At 37.9% G+C, this 248-nt stretch carries 1 protein-coding gene; it reads right to left on the bottom strand.

The window, feature by feature from the left end; genetic code table 11:
- Positions 1-248, bottom strand: a 248-nt coding sequence (locus AMO19_RS01450) for an ATP-binding protein (RefSeq protein ID WP_257008928.1), incomplete at both ends; no start/stop codon positions are given.

The following is a 248-nucleotide window of genomic DNA, read 5'->3' on the forward strand; positions in this document are numbered from 1 at the left end:
ACTGTGAAATGGAAGCAGGAACCTTCACCAACTTCAGATACGACCCATATTCTTCCTCCATGAACTTGTACTATTCTCCTACATACTGATAACCCTATGCCAAATCCTGATGTTCCTTCAGAAGTCTGGGGTAGTCTAACCCTATCGAGAAAAATTCTTTTTTGTTCGCTCAAAGGAATACCTGCACCTTTGTCACAAATTGTTATTTCTACCCATTGATTTGTCTTATGAATCATAGTGATTTTTAT

The sequence above is a fragment of the Prochlorococcus marinus genome (genome assembly GCF_001180245.1).
Taxonomy (GTDB): Bacteria; Cyanobacteriota; Cyanobacteriia; order PCC-6307; family Cyanobiaceae; genus Prochlorococcus_A; species Prochlorococcus_A marinus_F.